At 36.5% G+C, this 17,762-nt stretch carries 10 protein-coding genes and 1 pseudogene; 9 read left to right on the forward strand and 2 right to left on the reverse strand.

The genetic code is table 11. The features are described 5' to 3' along the window. Positions 1-113, forward strand: a pseudogene (locus L1967_RS14490) (IS5 family transposase); the annotation flags it as partial. A gap of 539 nt (positions 114-652) precedes the next feature. Continuing rightward, positions 653-1,762: a GAF domain-containing protein gene (locus L1967_RS14495; protein WP_249602223.1), complete on the forward strand. Its 1,110-nt coding sequence runs from the start codon at positions 653-655 to the stop codon at positions 1,760-1,762. 69 nt (positions 1,763-1,831) lie between these two features. On the opposite strand, the gene L1967_RS14500 is transcribed toward L1967_RS14495, so the two are convergent. Next, on the reverse strand, positions 1,832-2,659 hold the full coding sequence (locus L1967_RS14500; protein WP_249602224.1) for an alpha/beta hydrolase: 828 nt from the start codon (positions 2,657-2,659) through the stop codon (positions 1,832-1,834). Positions 2,660-2,741: 82 nt separating this feature from the next. Here L1967_RS14500 and L1967_RS14505 point away from each other — a divergent pair, with 82 nt between their 5' ends. Beyond that, the gene (locus tag L1967_RS14505; RefSeq protein ID WP_249602225.1) at positions 2,742-3,119 is read left to right on the forward strand and encodes a winged helix-turn-helix transcriptional regulator; all 378 of its coding nucleotides are present in this window, start codon (positions 2,742-2,744) and stop codon (positions 3,117-3,119) included. A gap of 38 nt (positions 3,120-3,157) precedes the next feature. Here L1967_RS14505 and L1967_RS14510 read toward each other — a convergent pair whose 3' ends face one another. Further along, a complete protein-coding gene (locus L1967_RS14510; protein WP_249602226.1) occupies positions 3,158-4,036 on the reverse strand; it encodes an AraC family transcriptional regulator in 879 nt (292 codons plus the stop codon). Positions 4,037-4,223: 187 nt separating this feature from the next. On the opposite strand from L1967_RS14510, the gene L1967_RS14515 reads away from it, so the two are divergent. The 6 genes from L1967_RS14515 to L1967_RS14540 all read left to right on the forward strand — a co-directional run bounded on the left by L1967_RS14515 (position 4,224) and on the right by L1967_RS14540 (position 17,755). Beyond that, complete coding sequence (locus L1967_RS14515; protein ID WP_249602227.1) at positions 4,224-4,475, forward strand: DUF983 domain-containing protein; 252 nt, start codon at positions 4,224-4,226, stop codon at positions 4,473-4,475. 583 nt (positions 4,476-5,058) lie between these two features. Then, positions 5,059-8,091, forward strand: coding sequence for a SusC/RagA family TonB-linked outer membrane protein (locus L1967_RS14520; protein WP_249602228.1), 3,033 nt, complete (start codon positions 5,059-5,061; stop codon positions 8,089-8,091). 11 nt (positions 8,092-8,102) lie between these two features. Further along, the gene (locus L1967_RS14525) at positions 8,103-9,569 is read left to right on the forward strand and encodes a RagB/SusD family nutrient uptake outer membrane protein (protein ID WP_249602229.1); all 1,467 of its coding nucleotides are present in this window, start codon (positions 8,103-8,105) and stop codon (positions 9,567-9,569) included. Positions 9,570-9,998: 429 nt separating this feature from the next. Continuing rightward, a complete protein-coding gene (locus tag L1967_RS14530; RefSeq protein WP_249602230.1) occupies positions 9,999-12,461 on the forward strand; it encodes a glycoside hydrolase family 95 protein in 2,463 nt (820 codons plus the stop codon). Next, the gene (xyl3A, locus tag L1967_RS14535; RefSeq protein WP_249602231.1) at positions 12,454-15,066 is read left to right on the forward strand and encodes a xylan 1,4-beta-xylosidase; all 2,613 of its coding nucleotides are present in this window, start codon (positions 12,454-12,456) and stop codon (positions 15,064-15,066) included. Before L1967_RS14530 ends, xyl3A begins: the two co-directional genes overlap by 8 nt. Position 15,067: 1 nt before the next feature. After that, positions 15,068-17,755, forward strand: a complete 2,688-nt coding sequence (locus tag L1967_RS14540) for an alpha/beta hydrolase-fold protein (RefSeq protein ID WP_249602232.1) — start codon at positions 15,068-15,070, stop codon at positions 17,753-17,755. Positions 17,756-17,762: the final 7 nt, after the last annotated feature.

Raw genomic sequence — 17,762 nt, forward strand, 5'->3', positions numbered from 1 at the left:
CGTTACTAAACAGGTTTGATACTACCGTGGCAAGCTGGAAAGGGTTTAACTATCTTGCTTTTATTGTATTAGCCTTGAAAAAGTTCAAACCCTTCAAAAAGGAAAAAGTTTAAACGAGTTCAAAATATAAAGCCGTCTCTTTAGGGTTTAAATCAATTTTAGGAGAGAATTTTTAGTGGATATTTAAAACTGAAATTATATAGTGATATATTTTTACTCCATAATAGATATTAAATGCTCCAATCCCATCCTGATAGCTATCGGGATGCCTCGAAATAAAAAATAATTTTCTAATAAATGCCTCATGGGATAGGCCAGGTAGCTTGTTTAACCCATCTGAAATGTTAAATACAGTATTTTTGACTTTTCTTTTTGAGATTAAATTAGTATTTTGATGACTTCGAAGAATTTGATTTTTATTTCATAATTTTTAAAAATTAAGTGGATTTGTGCGAAAAACACTAATAAAATTTTATTAAGTAAAATTTGAATTATCTAATTTTGCTAGAATAAAATATCTTTTCAAAGCTTATATTTTTAGTGTCTTATATCATATAGTAATGGGCTATATCGTTAAATACTTGCTGAAAATGATAAGCTTTCGGGTTTTCTAAAAAGAAATTGCTAATATTCTAACGCTTTAAATTTGGTTATGGATGAATCTTCTCGCCTTAATGATTTATATGATCATGAAATACTAGATACCAATCCAGAGGAAAATTTCGATGAGCTAACTCAGCTTGCATCATTGATTTGTGGTATGCCTATATCGTTGGTTAGCCTTATAGATAAGGATCGCCAATGGTTTAAATCTGTTTATGGTATAGAGCTTAAAGAAACTTTACGGTCAGATGGTTTTTGCCATTACCTATTAGATGGAAAATCCTCTTTATTTGAAATTAAAGATGCGAATAACGATCCCCGTTTTAAACATAGCCCTTTGGTTGAAGGAAATCCTTATATATCTTATTATGCAGGTGCTCCTATTAAAAGTGCTTCTGGTAATGTGCTTGGCGCCCTTTGTGTGATCGATCGAAAGCCTAATAGCCTAAACGATAACCAAAAGCAGGCTTTACAGATATTGGCAAGAAAAGCGACCAATTATTTAAACACTCGTAAAGCACTTTTAGATCAACAAAAAAATATAGAACTTAATGCTACCCGATTAAAGCAAATTCTCGATAATACGCCGGGAGTCATCTTTCAATTAAGAATTCAAAAGGATTTTGAGATTAGTTTTGATTTTATAAGTAAAGGGATAAAAGAAATTCATCCAGACCTTACGTATGAAAATATGAAAGCGAATCCAATAAGTTTTTTAAACTATATCCATTCTGAAGACGTAGATGGGTTTAGAAAAAGCATGAGGAGATCAGTTACTTCCTTAAGTTCTTACAAATATAGTTTTAGAATACTGTTAACCGGTGATAAAACAAAATGGTATAAAGTTAGGGCGACCCCAAAGCGCATGGATGATGGGGCGGTAGTTTGGTTTGGGACATTGATGGATGTTTCTGGTATTATGGAATACGAAACAATTTTAGAGCAAATTACCTTTGATATCTCTCACGTGATCCGTAAACCCTTAACGACCTTATTAGCCCTAAATAATACCCTGCGGAACCATGATGAATTAAGTGAAACCGATTTACGGGAGTATGCAGATATGATTGATATTGTGATTAAAGAACTTGATGTATTTACCAGAAAGATTGATCAATTCTATCAATTAAAGGTTGCTGATCATCATAATAGAACATAGTGATGATCTCTTGGTATTCAATCATGATTATAGAATAGTCAAACTGGAAAGGGCCTGCCCTTATGTAGTTTACTTCTTTATTAAATGTTGTTGGAAATAAACAAAATGATACTCAATGGATTTCGACCAATATTCGGTAGAGTGGTTCCCCGATTGGATAGAAAATCGAATAGGTAATTTTTTAGATAATGCCATATTTTTAATTTTTATGGTATTGGGAAGCAAAGGGTCTTCTATACCGCAGTCAATAAAAAAGCCTTTTTTAAAATTGGGAGTATTTTTTAATAAATAGGATATACTGAATTTTTTCCAATTATTTTCTTTTGGAGAACCTAGTGTAATCTCCAAATCGTTTATAATTCGCTGGCTATCAAAGAATCTTAAGCTAATTTCTTTCAGATTTTCATAGTCAAATTCAAGCGCTCCACTCGTTGAAGCCGCACTATTGAAAAAATGGGAGTTTTTTATAAATAAACTTAATGCTCCGTAACCTCCCATACTCAAACCGGTAATGAAAATATTCTTATCGTCAATGTTATACTTTTTCTCAATTTTAGGAACAAGTTCTTTAAAAAAGAAATCTTCATATTGAAAATCTGCCAGTTTTGGGCTATTTAAATAGAAATTTACATAGCCTTCAGGACATATTAATATCATTTGATAGTCGGTCGCTAATTTTTTCAGATTCGCTGTTTCTTCCCATTGTTTATAATTTTCGCTATATCCATGAAGCATAAAAACCAAAGGATAGCGTTTTGATTGTTGGTAATGAGCAGGTTTTTGAACATGTACAGGAACCGTTTTGCCCAGATATTTCGATTCTATTTTTAGAATTTCCTGTCCTAAAATCGATTGCGATAGTATCATAGCTACAGTTAGCAAAATGGTGGTTTTCATTTTTAGTATTTTTACCAAAGGTCCTGAAAGGTCATTTTAGAAACAATAACTAACAAAATTGTTAGGCTTTAAATTGTCGGTCATGAGAAAAAAAGAATCTACTAATTTTGAGAATGAACAATTTTTATTCCAGGTATGTGAGTTAAATTCTGCAATCGCAATGATAAGTGGCCGTTGGAAATCTCAGATTGTTTATTCCATTTCTAAGGGAAATGATCGGTTTCATTTAATACAGCAGGAATTACCTAATATTTCAGAAACAGTTTTAGCAAGACAATTAAAAGAATTGGAGACGCATGCCATTTTGGTAAAACAAAAAATTCCAAATACGATTCCTTTGGGAGTTCAGTATGTTTTAACCAATAAAGGTTTGGATTTAGTCCCCATTCTTGAACATCTTTGCGATTGGGGAAAGCTATACGCAGATGGCAAGGAGATTTCAACGTGTTCTATTTCATAATTTTGCTATTTGAAGATTAAATTTTAACAAATACGTTATCATAATCTATAGCCTTCTTTAAAACGATTAGGGGAAACCCCAACATGGTTTTTAAAAAATTTAGAAAAATGACTTAAACTTTTAAACCCTAAGTCTTCTGAGAGGTAAAGAAGGCTTAAATCGTTTTGAAGTATAGCCGCCTTTGCTTTCAATACCACATATTCTGAAATTATCGCTTTCACACTTTTACCCAATATTTGATGGGTAATACGGTCTAAATGTCGTTTGCTTAGATGAAGCCGATCGGCATAAAAATCGACCGATTTATTGCTTCTATAATTTTCGGCAATTTCAGCTTCCAATTTATAAATGATATTAAAGTACCTAGAATTGCTATTATCCAAACTGGTATATTTAGATAAGTAGTATCTGGATAGATCTATGTAAATAATAGAAATGATATAGGCGATTTTTCTAAAACTGAAATATTTATCTGAATTATACTCATCTTTTAAAAACTGAAGTTGATCTATAGTCGAGGCCAGTTCTTTTTTATTTAATAATAAATTGGGGGGATTATGGTAAGATATATAAAATGGATAATCGTTAATCTGGTCGTTAGGCAAAAGCAGGTTGAACAGATTTTTTGAATGGAAGAAAATATAACCTTCAGGAGGCATCGTAAATTTCCAGGAATGTATTTGTCCCGGGCGCATAAAAAATATGCTGCCTGGCCTAATCTCATAACTTTTAAAGTCTATTTCATGAGTTCCTTTTCCTGCGGTAAATACAACACATAAATAAAAATCATGGCCATGGGGCGATAATATTAATTCTTTGTTTTTTTCAAGATGTTGTCTAAAATCGTTAAAATAGAAATCTTTTTTATTTAGGTCTTCCTTGAATTTTGGGATAGACAATATTTTTGGTGTTTGCATAATGTCTTAAAAGTATAAAAAAAAGGAGAAAACAGGTAATCACTAAGATTTTAAGTGCATGTACATTTGTAACCCAATAATTACAATGATGAAGATTTTAACTATACTCAATAATCGATGTCCTAATTGCGAAAAAGGGAGCATATTTGATAAAGAAAATGCTTTAATCAATCTCTCGATTCCAAAAATGAATAAAACTTGTCCATCTTGTGGTTTTCAGTTTGTTAAAGAGACAGGGTTCTTTTATGGGGCTATGTATGTTAGCTATGCTTTAACCGTAGCTGAAGGCTTTACCTGGTTTATTATTGGTTATTTTCTTTTAGGTCTTTCGCTGATGACAAATTTTTTAATCATTGCAGCAATAGCCTTATTATTAAGTAGGTTCAATTTCAAAATTTCAAGAACCATCTGGATTTATATTTTTTATAAACAAACTTAGTCTTCCGTTTCCTTAATATTCCTTTTTTTATGTTGTAATTATGGATTGTGGTCCATAGAGTACAATAGTGTTGGGTGTTGAAAGTATATTTGGTGAAGTTCATTCTTATGAGCCTTTCCATTGTAAAATCATTTATTGATCTGTATAAATTAAATATCCTATCATTGGGTTTTTATCTACAGATTAAATGCTCCGGTCCCGATGGCTATATTGACGAGATAGGGATGCATCGAAATAAAAAATGATTTTTTTAATAATTACCTCATGGGCTTGCTGTGAGGTTGTTGATTTCAACGTACTTAATTCTTACGCATTTCAACTTCTTTTATACACAACCGGTTGTTTTTAAAGGGATACCCTAAAATTAAATGTAATTTATCTCACTTATTATTAATTTGATTTTTCGACAAAAAATATATTTTAAAATATTGAAAATTAAAAAAACAGTTAAAAAATTTGATGAATTGATTTTAAAAAATTAAACTTGTAGTCAATAAAACTATTAGTTAAAAATTGAAAGCTATGATTTTTAACTTTTCCGAGCAACCGATTTCGTGGATTAGAATAATTTAAATTTTTTATTATGGGGAAATATTTATTACGATTTAATTTCCTGATTTTGCTGTTTTTTTGTCAGTTATCTTTAGCACAAGATGGCAATGTAACGGTATCAGGAATTGTTGAGGACAGTGCAGGACCACTACCTGGTGTAAATGTTATTGTTAAGGGCACAACAAAAGGAGTTACAACAGATTTTGATGGTAGATATGTACTCGAAGATGTACCTACAGGATCTGTACTTGTATTTAGTTACTTAAGTTTTAAAACTCAGGAAATTCCGCTGGATTCCAGGACAGAAATTAATGTTACTATGGAATCTGATACGCAATCGTTAGAGGACGTTGTAGTAGTAGGATATGGTACTCAAAATCGTTCAGAAGTTACAGGGGCAATTTCGTCTATTGATTCTGAAGAGATTGCCAGTGTTCCAGTAACCACTGCCGACCAGGCTTTACAGGGTAGAGCTCCAGGAGTAAATGTTGTAAATAGTGGAGCCCCGGGGAATTCTCCTGTAATTAGTATTAGAGGCCTGGGAACGCCTAATAACAATACACCTTTATATGTTATTGATGGTATTATTTCTTCTGGTATGGGCGATCTAAATCCAAATGATATCGAGAATATTCAGGTGTTGAAAGATGCTGCAACCACTGCGGTATATGGTTCTAAAGGTTCTAATGGAGTGGTCTTAATTACTACCAAGAAAGGTAGAGGCTCTCAAAAAGCATCACTTAGCTTCGATGCCTATTCGGGCGTTAATTTTGTGACTTCCCGTTACGACTTATTAAACACACAACAGTATATTCAATATTTGGGCGAAATAGGTGCTACGCCTCCTAGGGTTTCAGATCCTCAATATGCAGATTTCATCAATAATGATACAGACTGGCAGGATGAAATTTTTAGAACCGGCCTTATGCAGAGCTATAATGTAGCACTTTCTGGAGGGAACGAAAATAGTAACTATCGGTTTTCCGGAGGTTATCTGGGGCAGGAAGGTGCAATTATTGAAACCGAATATGAAAGATTCAATTTTAGAGCTAACAGTAATTTCACTTTTGGTAATTTAACTATAGGGGAAACATTAGGTGTTTCTTTTGATGAACAGAACCCGGAAAGGGATAGTGGAGGACGTTCCATTATAGAACATGCTATTAAAATTGCTCCTTATCTACCTGTTTATAATCCAGATAATTTAGGAGGCTTTCAGGGGCCCAGTAGCTCTATTGATGGAACAGACGCTGAAAACCCTGTAAGGGTTCAAACATTAGGTAATGCGAGTAACCGTTCTGTAAACATCATAGGAAGTCTTTTCGCAGAATATGAATTTTTTGATAAGGTTACTTTTAAATCTCAGGTAGGTCTGGATTATAGTAACTTTAAAAATACCAACTTTATACCATCTTATAGTGATGACGAAACTGCTACAAATAGTACTCCGTATGCGCAGATAACTAAGAATACAGGGATATATCAATCCTTAACCTATACCAATAGTTTAACCTATAAAGATTCTTTTTTGGAAAATCATAATATTGAATTCCTCTTACTGTCAGAGCAGCAAACGATAAAAAATGAATCTATTAATGCGAGTAGTAGAAATAATGTTTCAGATAAGGTAGAGCAATTATCCTTAGAAGGAGCAGATCTTGGTTCTAGCTCTTCAAAATATGTACGTATTGGTTATTTAGGACGATTAAACTATAATTATGATAAGAAATATCTGCTGGCATTCTCGCTAAGAAGGGATGCATCTTCAAGATTTGGGGAAAGTAACAGATGGGGATGGTTTACTTCGGTCTCTGGAGGATGGAATCTGGGTAGAGAAAGTTTTATGGATGGCTCGATATTCAATAACCTAAAACTTAGAGGTAGTTGGGGAACTACCGGGAACGACAATATAGGAGATTATCGATATAGTTCTAATCTATTAACCGATTTTATTTATCCAATAGCCGGTAATCCGGAGCAAGGGACTACTTTAAATGGTTTGGGGAATGCTGATTTAAAATGGGAAGAAACCGAAATGAGAAATATAGGTTTGGATGTTGGAATTAATAATAACCAATTTACACTTTCTATAGAATATTATAATAATAAGAGTGATGATGTACTAATCGATCGCCCATTAGCATACTCTTTAGGTTTTAACGATCCGGTGATTACAGAGAATGTTGGATCGGTTAAAACTCATGGTCTAGAAGCCAATTTAGGGTATAACCATTATGATGGTGATTTTACATGGTCTGCTAACCTTAATTTAGGGACTAGTAAAAATGAAGTGGTGTCCCTTGGAGGTGTTGAAAGTATATCTGGAGGAAATGTAGAAGGAGAAGATGTCTCAAGAATATCTGTAGGAGAACCGTTATTTTATTTTTATGGATATAAAACTGACGGAATATATCAAACACAAGAGGAAATAGATGCAGTATTAACGGCTAATCCAGATCAGGTAGCTATCCAACCCGGCGATGTGCGTTATGTAGATCTAAATAATGATGGTCAGATAAATTCAGACGACAAAATGAAAATAGGAAATCCTTATCCGGATTTTACATTTGGTTTCAATTTTAGTGCAAATTATAAAAACTTTGATCTTAATTTATTTGTAAATGGTTCTATAGGGAATGATGTGTTTAATACCAATATTTACGATTTAGAAGGAATGACAAGGCCATTTAATGCCGGTACAGAGGTATTAAACAGATGGACAGGCCCGGGAACTTCCAATTCTATACCTAGAGCATTAGGCGCAACTCAAAACACCTATGCATCAGATCGATATGTTGAAGACGGCTCGTACACCAGATTAAGAAATTTAGTAATAGGATATTCTTTTCCTTCAGAATTTTTCAATGACAAGTTTTCAAAATTTAGAGTGTATTTAAGTGGGCAAAATTTATTGACCTTAACAGATTATTCTGGCCTCGATCCAGAAATTGGAAGGATTTCATTAAATAATGGGGCAGCAAGAGACAACTTTGAGCTTGGTGTAGACCGGGGAAATTATCCTCAGCCAAAATCTGTTCAAATTGGTGTTCAAGTTGCATTTTAAAAATTAAAATAATGATGAAAACATATAAAATTACAGCAATTTTTATTTCTGTTTTATTTTGGATTTCTTGTGATACAGACCAATTAGAACAGACGGACCCTAATCAACTTTCTCCTGAAACATTTTTTAAGAGTGAAGCACAGGTGAAAGCATCGGTGAATGCTATCTATGCCAATTTGCAAACAATAGGTTCATATAGTAGAAATTATTACTATATGATGGATAATATGGCACATGATAATGCAGCTAACATTCAGCAGGAAGCTAATAAAACCATATTCCTTAATTTTTCTTTTGATGCCGGTTCAGAATTGATTGAAGAGTTTTGGGATAGTGAATTTAGAGGAATTAATAAAGCCAATTTTGTAATTGACAATACAGATAGAATTAATGAAATCCTGAATTCCCTTTTAAGTCAGGAAATGAAAGATAAATATATAGGCGAGGCAAAATTTCTTCGAGCGCTATATTATTTCAATTTAGTGACAAGGTATGGAGATGTGCCATTAATTACCTCTGTTCCAGAGGAAAATAAAGGGGTTCCTAGAACGGCTTCTGAAGAAGTGTATGCACAGATTATAGCTGATTTAAAAGATGCTTCCCAGGTGTTGTTACCTAAAGCTGAAGAAGAAAACGGAAGAGCAACCCGTGGTGCGGCGTATGCACTTTTAGGGAAAGTGTATTTATATCGGGAAAATTATGAAGAGGCAATGGAGGCTTTTGAAAATGTGTATGGAAAATATGCCCTGGCTGAAAATTATTATGATAATTTTAAAGAAGAAACAGAACATGGTCCTGAATCTATTTTTGCGGTAGAGTATGACGAGTCTATGCCAAATGGTGCTTTTTGGAATTCTACAGTAAATGCACGAGGTGGAAATGAATCTAGTTTAAGAGGTCAGTCTTACGGAATGTTCGATTGGTTTAATGCCTATCCATCAGATGAATTAAGAGCTGAATTTGAAGAAAACGACCCACGTTTTGATGAAAGCTTCTATATTGTTGGGGATACTTATGCCGGTGGCGTTATTACAGAAATTAGCCTGGACCGACCTGCAGGTTGGAGAAAATATCAGAATTATTATAAAAGAACCAGTGAAAACCTTCAATCTGGGATCAATATGAATGTAATTCGATATGCCGATGTTCTATTGATGATGGCAGAAGCTAGTAACGAGTTAGGGAATCAGGCTCAGGCAATTGGATATATTAATGAGGTTCGAGATCGCGTTGATATGCCATTATTACAAAACGGACTTAGTAAAGATCAAGTATTTAAAGCCATAGTCCACGAGCGAAGAGTAGAATTGGCAGGAGAGCAAGTACGTTTTCCCGATCTGGTAAGATGGGGCCTTGCAGAACAAGAATTGGGAAAATACGGCTATCAGGAAGGAATTCATAATCTTTTTCCTATTCCAGAAGTCGAATTGAATACGAATGATAGCATAAATAATGGGGATCAAAATCCTGGATATTAATCAAAATTCCAATGATTAAAACTAGCAAAGTCTATTTAACGTAAAGTTTAAAATAAGGTAGCTTCTTCTTAATTAAATTCGAGAGGCTACCTGTTTTTAATTTTCTTTTTAATAGACATTCTGATCTTTTTCTTTTGGCAGAGAGCATAGTGATAATTACAATATAAGTAAAAAAATAAGCCTATTTTTTTAATAACTAGATTTACATCTATTTGTTATCTAGTGAATTGCAAACTATTCTGTTGAATAGCTCTAAAATGTAACGCAATTGAAAGTTTTTGTTACATGCAGGGAAAGATACCTAGTATATATTCAAGTAAATTGCTTTCTAAATTTTTGCAGAGTTTTACCCAATCTTACCCCCTAAAATGATGCATGGTTTACGTTATGACATGATCACTGGATGCTCTGGTGATAACTAAAAAAGTTATGAAGAGATTTTGTCAAATTTTAAGTATTTTATTGCTGTTGGGAATATCCAACGGATATTCTTTTCAGGATACTTTAATGACTTTAAATTACGATGAGCCTGCGAAAGTTTGGGAGGAGGCATTGCCAGTAGGGAATGGTCGTCTGGGAGCAATGATTTATGGCAGAACAGGTATTGAGACCATTCAATTAAACGAAGAAACCGTTTGGGCCGGCGAGCCGGGAAATAATGTGGTCCCTCTAAGTAAAGAACAATTGCAGGAGATAAGGCAGGCTATTTTTCAGGAAGAATATCTAAAAGGACAACAACTAGCAGATAAATATCTCTCACGAAAAGATAATAACAGCGGAATGAGCTACCAGACGGTAGGCGATCTAATTTTGACATTCCCAAATTCAGAAGCTGTTCAGGACTATCATCGCGAATTAGATATCAGCAAAGCCCTCAGTACTGTTACTTACGAAATTGGTGATGTTGAATATAAGCGACGTATCATCTCTTCTTTTACAGACGATGTGATTATGGTGGAGCTTACTGCAAGTAAACCTGGAAGTATTTCTTTTGAAATGAGCTTAAAAAGTCCACAAAAAAGTCATGTTATTCAGATTAAAAATGATGAGGTATGGCTTTCCGGGACTTCCTCAGATCAAGAAAATAAAAAGGGGAAAGTAAAATTTCTGGCAATCGCAAAACCTAAAATCGAAGGGGGGAAAATTGTAGCCACAGATAGTAGCTTAAAAATCACAGGAGCTAACCGTGCCGTAATCTACATTTCGATCGCTACTAATTTTAAAAACTATAAAGATCTTTCGGAAGATACAGAAAGCAAGGCCGTTAGATTATTAAACTCGGTGTATAAAAATGAATTTGATAAGTCTCTAAACACCCACATTTCAAAGTATCAGAACTATTTTAACAGGGTACAACTCGATTTGGGAACTTCAGAAGCTATAAAGAAACCAACCAACATTCGGCTTCAGGAATTTAATGAAAATCACGATCCGCAGCTTATATCGCTATATTTTCAGTTTGGGCGCTATCTTTTAATTTCCAGCTCTATACCGGGAACACAACCTGCCAATCTTCAGGGGATCTGGAATAAAGAAATCAACGCACCCTGGGACAGTAAGTACACGGTAAATATCAATACCGAAATGAATTACTGGCCTGCTGAGGTGACTAACCTTTCAGAAATGCATAAACCCCTTTTTGGTTTAGTTAATGATATTTCTGAAACAGGGAAAGAGTCCGCTGAAAAAATGTATCATGCCCGGGGCTGGAACATGCACCACAATACTGATATCTGGAGAATTTCTGGAGTTGTAGATCCGCCTTTCTATGGATTATGGCCACACGGTGGAGGTTGGCTGAGTCAGCACTTATGGCAACATTATTTGTTTACCGGTGATACCGAATTTTTAAAAGAAGTATATCCTATTTTAAAGGGCGCGGCGTTATTTTACAAAGATATCCTACAACAGGAGCCCGTTAATAAATGGATGGTGGTAAATCCTTCTAATTCTCCCGAAAATGGACATCCTGAAGGTACAAGTCTGGCCGCAGGCACTACCATGGGAAACCAGATAGTGTATGATGTTTTTTCAAATATTCTGGAAGCTTCCCTGATTTTAAATAATGATAAAAAATTTACCGACAGTATTAAAAATACGATTCCAAATCTTCCCCCTATGCAAATTGGCAGGTGGGGACAATTACAGGAATGGATGAAAGACTGGGATCGGCAGGATGATAAACATCGTCATGTTTCGCATTTATACGGACTTTTTCCTTCTAATCTTATTTCTCCTTATCGTACTCCAAAATTATTTGTAGCCGCAAAAAATTCTTTGCTGGCCCGGGGTGACGAATCTACCGGATGGTCTATGGGCTGGAAGGTGAATTTATGGGCACGTCTTTTGGACGGAGACCATGCGCTGGCACTTATTCACGATCAGTTAACGCCAAGCAGGCAGGCAGGCCATGGGGAGCAAGGAGGAACGTATCCAAATCTTTTCGATGCGCATCCGCCATTTCAGATCGATGGAAATTTTGGGTGTACTGCAGGAATTGCCGAAATGCTGTTACAAAGCCAGGATGGCGCGGTTCATATTTTACCTGCGCTTCCTTCTACATGGAATAAAGGAGAAGTAAAAGGCTTAAAAGCCCGGGGTAATTTTGAAATCGATATCGCCTGGGAAGAGAACAAACCGGTTAAAGTGAACATCATTTCAGCCATTGGTGGAAATTGTAGATTACGTTCCTATTATCCGCTTTCAGGTGATGGATTAAAAAAAGCTACCGGTGTAAATCCTAATCCGCTTTTTAAACTTCCCCAGACTAAAGAGCCACTCATCTCTTCAGAAGCAACTATAAAAGTTCCTGAATTACAACCGGTCTATGAGTATGATCTGGAGACAGAAGCAGGAAAAGAATATATCATAAAGCTTGCGAGGAATGAATAATATTAGAATAAAAAATAGCTTTGTCTTTGTAGCTTTTATGCTTGTTGGGATGTTGGCTTTTGCACAGCAAAAGCCCTATCAGAACCCTGATTTAAGTCCGGAAGAACGTGCTGAAGATTTAGTAAGCCGATTAACATTAGAAGAGAAAGCCTCTTTGATGTTTGATGTTTCTGAAGCAATTCCCCGTTTAGGGATTAAAAAGTTTAACTGGTGGAGTGAAGCTTTACATGGTTTTGCGAATAACGATGATGTTACCGTTTTTCCCGAGCCGGTAGGGATGGCAGCATCTTTTGATGATGAACTGGTGTATCAGGTTTTTGATGCAACTTCAGATGAAGCCCGTGCTAAATACCACGAAGCCTTACGTAACGGAGAAGAAAATAAACGTTTCCTGAGCCTTTCGGTGTGGACACCCAATGTCAACATTTTTAGAGACCCGCGTTGGGGACGCGGGCAGGAAACTTATGGCGAAGATCCATACCTGACTTCAAGAATGGGAGTTCAGGTCGTGAAAGGATTACAGGGGCCAGAAGATGCGAAATACAAGAAATTACTGGCTTGTGCCAAACATTATGCGGTCCATTCGGGGCCAGAGTGGAGCCGCCATGAACTTAACCTTAATAACGTATCCCAACGAGATCTCTGGGAAACCTATCTGCCGGCTTTTAAAGTGCTGGTACAGGATGCCAATGTACGCCAGGTAATGTGCGCGTATCAGCGTTTAGACGATGAGCCCTGTTGTGGCAGTGATCAGCTACTTCAGCAGATACTACGGGAAAAATGGGGTTTTGAACATCTTGTGGTTTCAGATTGTGGTGCCATACAGGATTTTTATACCTCACACAATGTATCATCAGATGCGGTGCACGCCGCAGCAAAAGCTGTTCTGGCCGGTACAGATGTAGAATGCCAGTGGGATAATCATAATTATAAATTATTACCAGAAGCTGTAGAAAAAGGTCTGGTAAAAGAAGAAGATATCAACAGGAGTGTAAAAAGAGTGTTGATTGGCCGTTTTGAACTTGGTGAAATGGATCCCGATGAGATTGTTCCTTATGCCCAGATTCCTGCATCGATAATCAATAACGAAGAACACCGTCAGCTGGCTTTAAAAATGGCCAGAGAATCTATGACGCTTCTTCAAAATAAAAATAGTATACTTCCGCTTAGCAAAACTCAGGAAAAAATCGCGGTGATAGGACCAAATGCCGATGATGCACCCATGCTTTGGGGAAATTATAACGGTACACCGGTGAGAACGATAACGATATTGGACGGAATTGCTTCAAAAGTTGGGGAAAATAACATTGTTTACGATAAAGCCTGCGACCTGGTAGAAGATAAGGTTACACAAAGTTATTTTTCTAAAATTTCTTATGAGGGAAAACCGGGATTTAAAGCTACCTATTGGAATACTCCAGATTATAGCGGGGAAGTAGTGGCTACCCAGCAAATTGTAAATCCCATAAAACTTACCACCGCGGGGCAGCACGAATTTGCATCTGGGGTTAAACTTGAAGGTTTTTCCGGGAAGTTTATGACAGAATACATTCCCGAAAAAGATCAGGAAATTGTTTTCAATTTCGGTGCTACAGGTCATTTTGAACTTTTTGTAAACGGAGAGTCCCTACGTACCTACAATAACTGGCGCACATTGCCTTCTAAACTTCCGTATAAAGTTGAAAAAGGAAAAAAGTATACAATCGAAATTCATTATGCACAGCTTAATAACTGGCAGGCGAATTTAGAATTCAATTTTGGAAAAGAAATTCCCGTAAATTATAAGGATCTTCTTAAAAAATTAGAGGGCATTGAAACCGTAATCTTTGTTGGCGGACTTTCAACCAAACTTGAAGGAGAAGAAATGCCAGTTTCCTATCCAGGATTTAAAGGTGGTGACCGTACAGACATAGCACTTCCTTCGGTACAACGAAATTGTTTAAAAGCGTTAAAAGAGGCAGGGAAAAAGGTGGTATTTGTAAATAACTCTGGTTCGGCGATTGGTCTGGTGCCAGAAACCACCACTTGCGATGCTATTTTACAGTCATGGTACGGCGGGGAATCTGGTGGGCAGGCGGTAGCCGATGTGCTTTTTGGGGATTATAATCCTTCAGGAAAATTACCCGTAACTTTTTATAAAGATACCACTCAACTTCCAGATTTTGAAGATTATTCCATGAACGGGCGTACCTATAGGTTTATGAAAGAAGAACCACTTTTTCCTTTTGGACATGGTCTTAGTTATACCAGTTTCAAAATTGGCAACGGCCAGCTTGAGAAAACCGAAATAGATACTTCTACTTCGGTTAATATTACCATTCCGGTTAGTAATGAAGGGAAAACTGAAGGTATAGAAATAGTACAGGTATATGTCCATAAACAAGGTCTTGAAGAAGGTCCTATTAAAACTTTAAAAGGATTTAAAAGGGTAAATCTAAAGCCAAATGAAACAAAAAATGTAACGATCAACCTGCCATCAAATTCTTTTGAATTTTACGATAAGAAAGCGCGAACCATGAAAGTAATGCCGGGCGTTTATGATATTTTCTACGGAAATTCTTCAGATGACAAACAGCTTAAAAAAACAGAATTAAAAATTCACTAATATGAAAACCAGAATATTTTTACTTTTTTCTCTGCTGCTTCTGGCGTTTAGTGCCAGGGCACAGGATCCCAATTTTCATATTTATCTGGCTTTTGGCCAGTCTAATATGGAGGGTCACGCCAAAATTGAACCTCAGGATACCGTAGCTATTAGCGAGCGCTTTAAAGTTTTATCGGCAGTAGACTGCCCAGATCTGGATCGTAAAAAAGGAGAATGGTATACGGCCAAACCGCCACTTTGTAGATGTAACACCGGGTTGACTCCCACAGATTATTTTGGTAGGGAGATGGTAGAAAACCTTCCAGATAATATTAAAGTGGGAATCATAAATGTTGCCGTTGGCGGTTGTAAAATCGAGCTTTTCGATAAAGAAAATTATAAGTCGTATGTAGATTCGGCACCGGGATGGCTTAAGAATATGGTTAAGGAATACGACGGTAACCCCTATAAAAGACTTGTCGAAATGGCTAAAATTGGTCAAAAAAGAGGGGTGATTAAAGGAATCCTGTTGCATCAGGGTGAATCGAATACCGGTGATACACTCTGGCCACAAAAAGTAAAAGGAGTTTATGATAATCTGATTAAAGATCTAAAACTAGATCCCCAAAAAACACCTTTACTCGCCGGTGAAATGGTTAGCAAAGAAGAAGGAGGCTCATGCGCCAGTATGAACGACATTATAGCCAAGCTTCCTGAAGTTATTCCTAATGCTTATATAGTTTCTTCTGAAGGCTGTACCGCCGTGAACGACCATCTGCATTTTACGGCTGAAGGTTATAGAAAGCTGGGAAGGCGTTATGCCGAAAAAATGCTGGATGCCAAAGGTTTTGAAGGATTGGAAAAAGAAGCGCCAAAAGGTTTTGACCAGAAAAGAGACAATATTGCCCACGGAAAGCTGGACAGTATCAGTTATAAATCGAAAACCGTTGGAACTACGCGAAAAGCACTGATTTATACTCCGCCTAATTATTCAGAAAATAAGAAGTATCCGGTGCTTTATTTATTGCACGGTATTGGTGGCGATGAAAAAGAATGGCTACGTGGCGGGAATCCGCAGGTGATTCTCGATAATTTGTATGCTGACGGAAAAGCTGAGCCTATGATTGTGGTGATGCCTAACGGAAGGGCAATGAAAGACGACCGCGCCGTTGGAAATATATTCGATAGTACCAAAGTTGCTGCTTTTGCCACTTTTGAAAAAGATTTGCTAAAAGACCTCATTCCTTATGTAGAAAAGAATTTTCCTGTGAAGAAAGATCGGGAAAACCGGGCGATAGCTGGTCTTTCCATGGGTGGCGGACAAACTTTAAATTTCGGACTTGGTAACCTCGATACTTTTTCGTGGGTAGGCGCTTTTTCTTCTGCACCAAATACCAAAACGCCAAAAGAACTGGTTCCCGATCCAGACAAAGCCCGCGAAAAATTAAATCTTTTATGGATTTCGTGTGGTAACAACGATAACTTATTGCGCTTTAGCGAGAGAACCCATGAATATTTGGTGAAAAATGAAGTGCCCCATATTTATTATATCGAACCGGGCGTACACGATTTTAAAGTATGGAAAAACGGACTTTACATGTTTGCTAAAATGATATTTAAGCCCGTAGATCAATCAAAATTCAACGATTACAGTCTGTTAGGAAAACCCGCTTCCACCAATGTAGGCAATGCGCAATATCCGCAGATTTTACCTAATGGGCGTGCAGTTTTTCAGGTAAAAGCTCCAGAAGCCAGAGACGTGAAAGTAGATTTGGGGCGTAAATATGATATGGATAAAAATAAAGATGGAATCTGGAAAGTTACAACAGATTCCCTTACTGAAGGCTTTCATTATTACTCTATTCTTATTGATGATGTTCCCGTAGCCGATCCTAATAGTGAAACTTTTTACGGAATGGGAAGAATGGCCAGCGGGATAGAAGTTCCGTTTGCCGGGGATGAGTATTATGCTTTAAAAAATGTTCCTCATGGCGATGTTAGAATGGAGCAGTATTTCTCACCGGTATTAAACAGCTGGAGAACTTTTTATGTTTACACCCCACCGGGTTATGATAAAAATACCGATAAAGAATATCCTGCCCTTTATTTATATCACGGCGGTGGTGAAGACGAACGTGGCTGGGCACAGCAGGGAAAAACCAACCTGATTCTTGATAATCTTATTGCAGAAGGAAAAGCAAAACCTATGCTGGTAATCATGCCAGACGGGAATATGCCGGTTTCAGCCTTTGATGAAAACGGATTGAAAATGTTCGAAAATGAATTACTTAAGGGATTGATCCCTCATGTTCAGGAAGAATATCGCGTGATCGACGATGCAGACAGCAGAGCATTGGCCGGTTTATCGATGGGTGGTATCCAGACACTTTATGCAGGCATCCCAAACACCGATCATTTTTCATCACTTGGTGTTTTCAGTTCAGGTTGGATTGGCAACAATAACGAGATTGCCGAGGTGCAGTATAGCTATATGAGTGAAAACGCAGATAAGATCAATAAGGATCTTGATCATTTTTATATTTCCGAAGGAGGAAAAGAGGATATCGCCTATAAAAATGGTAAAAAAATGATGTCAAAATTCGATAAAATGAATATCGATTATACCTACAATGAATATCCTGGCGGTCATGCCTGGCCGGTATGGAGACACGATTTATATATGTTTGCCCCTCTTTTATTTAACAATTAATAAGCAA

It is taken from the genome of Zunongwangia pacifica, from assembly GCF_023499215.1.
GTDB lineage: Bacteria > Bacteroidota > Bacteroidia > Flavobacteriales > Flavobacteriaceae > Zunongwangia > Zunongwangia pacifica.

Excerpts from the sequence above, each read along its gene's own strand:
- L1967_RS14515 (WP_249602227.1), top strand. The coding sequence starts at position 4,224 with ATGAATAAAACTTGTCCATCTTGTGGTTTTCAGTTTGTTAAAGAGACA.
- L1967_RS14510 (WP_249602226.1), bottom strand. The coding sequence starts at position 4,036 with ATGCAAACACCAAAAATATTGTCTATCCCAAAATTCAAGGAAGACCTA.
- L1967_RS14505 (WP_249602225.1), top strand. The coding sequence starts at position 2,742 with ATGAGAAAAAAAGAATCTACTAATTTTGAGAATGAACAATTTTTATTC.
- L1967_RS14540 (WP_249602232.1), top strand. The coding sequence starts at position 15,068 with ATGAAAACCAGAATATTTTTACTTTTTTCTCTGCTGCTTCTGGCGTTT.
- L1967_RS14500 (WP_249602224.1), bottom strand. The coding sequence starts at position 2,659 with ATGAAAACCACCATTTTGCTAACTGTAGCTATGATACTATCGCAATCG.
- L1967_RS14495 (WP_249602223.1), top strand. The coding sequence starts at position 653 with ATGGATGAATCTTCTCGCCTTAATGATTTATATGATCATGAAATACTA.
- xyl3A (WP_249602231.1), top strand. The coding sequence starts at position 12,454 with ATGAATAATATTAGAATAAAAAATAGCTTTGTCTTTGTAGCTTTTATG.
- L1967_RS14520 (WP_249602228.1), top strand. The coding sequence starts at position 5,059 with ATGGGGAAATATTTATTACGATTTAATTTCCTGATTTTGCTGTTTTTT.
- L1967_RS14530 (WP_249602230.1), top strand. The coding sequence starts at position 9,999 with ATGAAGAGATTTTGTCAAATTTTAAGTATTTTATTGCTGTTGGGAATA.
- L1967_RS14525 (WP_249602229.1), top strand. The coding sequence starts at position 8,103 with ATGATGAAAACATATAAAATTACAGCAATTTTTATTTCTGTTTTATTT.